Origin of the sequence: Mycobacterium sp. 1165196.3 (genome assembly GCF_001673415.1) — a bacterium.
In the GTDB taxonomy this organism is placed as follows: domain Bacteria; phylum Actinomycetota; class Actinomycetes; order Mycobacteriales; family Mycobacteriaceae; genus Mycobacterium; species Mycobacterium europaeum_A.
Genome location: NZ_LZLU01000218.1, coordinates 1 through 5,030, shown reverse-complemented (window position 1 = coordinate 5,030; position 5,030 = coordinate 1). Strand labels below are relative to the sequence as shown.

Annotated in this window: 5 protein-coding genes; 4 read left to right on the top strand and 1 reads right to left on the bottom strand. The window is 67.4% G+C overall.

Annotated elements, in window-relative coordinates:
• The 4 genes from A5659_RS21905 to A5659_RS21890 form a co-directional block, all read left to right on the top strand.
• On the top strand, positions 1 to 711 hold a 711-nt coding region (locus A5659_RS21905; RefSeq protein ID WP_156749309.1), incomplete at its 5' end, for a M20/M25/M40 family metallo-hydrolase.
• Positions 708 to 2,180, top strand: a complete 1,473-nt coding sequence (locus A5659_RS21900) for a M28 family peptidase (RefSeq protein ID WP_067184217.1) — start codon at positions 708 to 710, stop codon at positions 2,178 to 2,180. The genes A5659_RS21905 and A5659_RS21900, both read left to right, overlap by 4 nt.
• Positions 2,181 to 2,244: 64 nt before the next feature.
• A complete protein-coding gene (locus A5659_RS21895; RefSeq protein ID WP_066872442.1) occupies positions 2,245 to 2,679 on the top strand; it encodes an SRPBCC family protein in 435 nt (144 codons plus the stop codon).
• 127 nt (positions 2,680 to 2,806) lie between these two features.
• Positions 2,807 to 4,255, top strand: a complete 1,449-nt coding sequence (locus A5659_RS21890) for a neutral zinc metallopeptidase (RefSeq protein ID WP_067184214.1) — start codon at positions 2,807 to 2,809, stop codon at positions 4,253 to 4,255.
• A gap of 16 nt (positions 4,256 to 4,271) precedes the next feature.
• Here the strand turns inward: A5659_RS21890 and A5659_RS21885 are convergent.
• Positions 4,272 to 5,030 (bottom strand): LLM class F420-dependent oxidoreductase (locus tag A5659_RS21885; RefSeq protein WP_067184211.1); only part of this gene is annotated, 759 nt, incomplete at its 5' end.

Genomic DNA, 5,030 nt, shown 5'->3' with positions numbered 1-5,030 from the left:
GTGGTGATGGCCGGGGCCCACTTGGACAGCGTTCCCGACGGGCCGGGCATCAACGACAACGGATCGGGCGTGGCCGCGGTGCTGGAAACCGCTGTGCGACTGGGGAATTCACCACCGGTGCGCAACGCGCTGCGGTTCGGCTTCTGGGGTGCCGAGGAACTCGGACTGATCGGGTCGCGCAACTACGTCGAGTCGCTGGACCTGACGGCGCTGAAAAACCTTGCGCTGTACCTCAATTTCGACATGCTCGCATCGCCGAACCCCGGTTATTTCACCTACGACGGCGACCAATCGCTGCCCGCGGACGCGCGCGGCCAGCCGGTGGTGCCGGAGGGCTCGGCCGGTATCGAGCGCACGCTGGTCGCCTACCTGAAGTCGGCCGGCAAGACCGCGCAGGACACCTCGTTCGACGGCCGGTCGGACTACGACGGGTTCACCCTGGCGGGCGTCCCCGCCGGCGGCCTGTTCTCGGGGGCGGAGGGGAAGATGTCCGCCGACCAGGCCAAATTGTGGGGCGGCGCCGCCGATCAACCGTTCGACCCCAACTACCACCAGAAGACCGACACCCTCGACCACATCGACCGCACCGCACTGGGAATCAACGGCGGTGGGGTGGCCTACGCGATGGGTCTGTACGCGCAGGACCTCGGCGGGCACAACGGCGTCCCCGCCATGGCGGACCGGGTCCGGCACGTGCTCGCCAAGTCATGATGTCCCGGCTGGTCGCGACGCTGCTGCTGCTCGCCGCGCTGGCGGCCGGGTGTTCGGACACCCGGCCGGGGCAGCCGACGGCCACCCCGGACCTAGCGCACAGCTTGGCCAAACGGGTGAACGTCGAGGGCCTGCTGACCCATCTGCGCGCCCTGCAGAACATCGCCAACGCCAACGGCGGCAACCGCGCAGACGGCACACCCGGCTTCAACGCCACCGTGGACTACGTGGCTAAGACACTGCGAGACAAGGGTTTCGACGTACAGACGCCGCAGTTCGACCGGCTCTACACCGTGTCGTTGGGTAAGCCGGCGCTGACCGTTGCGGGTCGTACCTATTCGGTCGACCAGGCCTCGCTGCTGGTCCAAACGCCGCCCGGCGGACTGACCGGCCAGCCGGTCCGGCCGGCCCAGCCCTCGGGCTGCGCGGCCACCGATTACCCGTCGCCCCTGCCCAAAGGGGCGATCGCCGTCGTCGACGACGCGCACTGTTCGGTGGTCGACAAACAGAACAGCGCGGTGGCCAAGGGCGCCAGCGCGCTGATCGTGCTCAGTTCACCCACCGGGCGCGGCGCGCCGCCCACCCTGTTCACCCCCGGCTACTTCAAGCAGCTGACCGTGCCGGTCGCCGTATTGGGCGCCTACGGCGCCGCCGCGCTGTCCGGCTCCACGGCACCGGTACGCCTGGTGCTGGATGCGCAGAACGTCAACATCACTTCGCGAAACGTCGTGGCGCAGACCAAGACCGGGTCGGCCCACGACGTCGTCGTGGTCGGAGCCCACCTGGACGGCTCCCGCGCCGGGCCCGGGATCAACGACGACGGCTCCGGGGTGGCCGCCGTTTTGGAGACGGCGCTGCAACTGGGCCCGCTCGCCCCGGTCACCAACGCGGTGCGGTTCGTGTTCTGGGGAGCCGACGAGGACGGCCGCAACGGCGTCATGGACTACGTGTTCGGCATGGACCGCGACCAACTCAACGACATCGCGCTCTACCTGAACTTCACCATGCTGGGGTCGCCGAACGCGGGATTCTTCACCGACGACGGCGATCAGTCCGGCCCGCCCTCACCCAACGTCTCGGCCGCGGACGTGCCCGAGGGATCGGCCGGCATCGAACGCATGCTGGCCGGTTATCTGAACCTCGCCGGCAAGCGTCCCGCCGACCTGCCGTTCGATACCAGGGCCGACTACCACCCGTTCATGGTGGCCGGCGTGCCGGTCGGCGGCATGACCACCGGCGCCTCGCAGCCGAAAAGCCCCGTGCAGGCCCGGTTATGGGGTGGTCAGGCCGGCGTGGCGTTCGATCCCAACTTCCAGAGCCCTCGTGACACCGTCGACAACATCAACCGGGAAGCGTTGGCGGTCATGGGTTCTGGCGTCGGGTTCGTCGTCGGCAGCTACGCGGAATCCATCGGCGGGGTCAATGGCGTGCCGCCGCACAACAAGAGGCACCGCACCCGGGTGCCCTGAACCGCGACCGCCCACCGTTTAGCATGTCGGTGACACCCGTCGGCATCGCAGGGCAGGGGAGCGCATGGTCCAGATTCACGTAGAGCGCACCGTCGCGGCGGCGCCGCAACGCGTCTTCGATTGGCTGACCGACCCGGCCAACCTGACCACCGCTCCGTTGCTGCTCAGGGCCGGCTGGGCCGACGGCTCGTCGGGCCCAGGCGTGGGGGCAGTGCGCGAAGTGACGGGGCTGGGCGTGTGGTTGCGCGAACGGATCACCGCCTACGAGCCGCCGCACAACTACTCCTACCTCGTCGTCCGCTCGATACCCGCCTCGAATCACGAGGGCGGGACCGTGACGATCACTTCGTCGGGCGACGGCGCGCACGTCGACTGGGAGACCGCCTACACGGTTCCGGCCAGCGGGGGCGGCAAGGTGACCGAGGCGGTCACGTCGCCGCTGTTCCGCTGGACCTTCCGCGCCATCCTCGACCACTGCGCACGGGCGCTGGAACGCTAGCGGCATCGGTTGCCGCGTTCGTGTCGACGTTTGCTGGGTCGCCCGATTCCTGCTGCCCGTTATGGTCGATGCCTCTAGGATGAGTTTCCTTGATGCTGCGTCGTAGCCGGTCGGGATGAGGTTGGTCATGAAAAGCCATGCGCTCAGGTCGGCCCTCGTGTGGGCGGCGGCGGCACTCCTGGTGGCCGGCTGCACGACCTTCGTCGACGGACGCGCGCTGTCGATGCTCAACGATCCGTTTCTGGTCGGGGGGCTGCCCGCGACCAACGGACCCAGCGGGATCCGTTCGAACGCGCCCAGTCCCACCGGCAAGGTGCTCAACACCGACAACGGCCCCATCGACACACTCGCACTGCTGTCGGTCAACGACATCGAGGACTACTGGAAGTCGGTGTATGACCAATCGCTGCAGGGCAAGTTCGTTCCGCTCAGCAAGATGGTGTCCTACAACTCCACCGATCCCAGCAGCCCGATCGTGTGCCACAACGACACCTACAAGCTCGTCAACGCCTTCTACACCGGCAAGTGCAACCTGATCGCCTGGGACCGCGGCGTATTCATGCCCATGGCGCAGAAGTATTTCGGTGACATGTCCGTCACCGGCGTGCTGGCACACGAATTCGGGCACGCGCTGCAACAGATGGCGAAGCTGGTGACCAGACGCGACGCGACCATCGTCCGCGAGCAGCAGGCCGACTGCTTCGCGGGCGTCTATCTGTACTGGGTCGCCGACGGCAAGTCGCCGCGCTTCACGCTGAGCACCGCCGACGGGCTCGACCACGTGCTGGCCGGGATCATCACCACGCGGGACCCCGTCATGGACAGCGAGACCGAGAACGACGACGCCCACGGGTCGGCCCTGGACCGGATCAGCGCCTTTCAAATGGGATTCCTCAACGGCGCCTCGGCCTGTGCGGCGATCAACCGCAAGGAGATCGAGAAGCGCCGCGGCGACCTGCCGAACGCCCTGCGGGTCGACTCCAGCACCGGCGCACCCGAAACCGGCGAGGTGCCCATCAACCAGGACACCTTGTCGAATCTCATGGAGCTGCTGGGAAAGATCTTCGCCCCGGCCAGCCCGCCGGCGCTGTCCTACCAGCCGGCCGACTGCCCGGACGCCAAGGCCACCCCGCCGGCGTCCTACTGCCCGGGCACCAACACCATCGTGGTCGACCTGCCTGGCCTCGCCGCCATGGGCACGCTCGCCGACGAGAAGCAACAGACCCTGCCGCAGGGCGACGACACCGCGCTGTCGGTGGTGATGTCGAGATACGCGCTGGCCGTGCAGCATGAACGTGGCCTGCCGATGCAGAGCCCGTGGACCGCGCTGCGCACCGCGTGCCTGACCGGTGTGGTGCACCGCAAGATGGCCGAGCCGATCGACCTGCCCTCGCACAACCAATTGTTGCTGACCGCAGGCGATCTCGATGAGGCCGTCGCCGGCCTGCTCACCAACCATCTGGTCGCCAGCGACGCGGACGGCACCAGTGTGCCGGCCGGATTCACCCGGATCGCTGCGTTCCGCGGCGGCGTGACGGGCAACGCGGACGCCTGTTACTCGCGCTATCCCGGTTAACCGATCACCAACCGGGTCAACCGATTTCGGCGAGCCGGGGAATCACTTCGTCGCCCAGGCGTCGAACGAAGCCGACCGGATCCGGATTACCGGGGAACGGACCGGCATTGACCAGCTCGACGCCGAGTCCGGCGTAGCCCTCGACGGTCCGGAAATACCCGTCCAGGTCCTCGAACGGATTGACGAAGTAGCCGACCGTCTTGCGGATCTCGCCGGGGTCGCGGCCGACCGCCTCGCAATGACGGTTGAGCACCTCGATCTTGTGCTTGATCGCGTCGACCTCGGTCACCGTGGAATTCCAGATGTCGGCGTATTGCGCGACCAGACGCAACGTCTTTTTTTCACCGTCCCCGCCGATCAGCACCGGGGGACGCCGAATCGGTTGGGGCGCACAGATTGTCTCGGCCAGCTGATAGTGCTTGCCTTGGTACGGGCCGTCGTTGTCGCTCCACATCTGCCGGCAGATCTGCAGTGTCTCCTCGAGCATCTCGAAGCGTTGGCTCACCGGCGGATACGGAAAACCCAGGGCGGCGTGTTCCCGGTCGTACCAGGCCGCGCCGAGTCCCAACATCGACCGGCCCTGCGACAAGACGTCCAGCGTCGTGACGGCCTTGGCCAGCAAACCCGGATAACGGTAGGTGACGCCGGTGACCAACAGGCTCAGCTCGATTGTCGTCGTCTGTCCGGCCAGAAAGCCCAGTGACGTGTACCCCTCCAGGAACGGGTCCTCCGCCCGTCCCATGGCTTCCATCTGAAAGAAGTGGTCGGCCAGCGT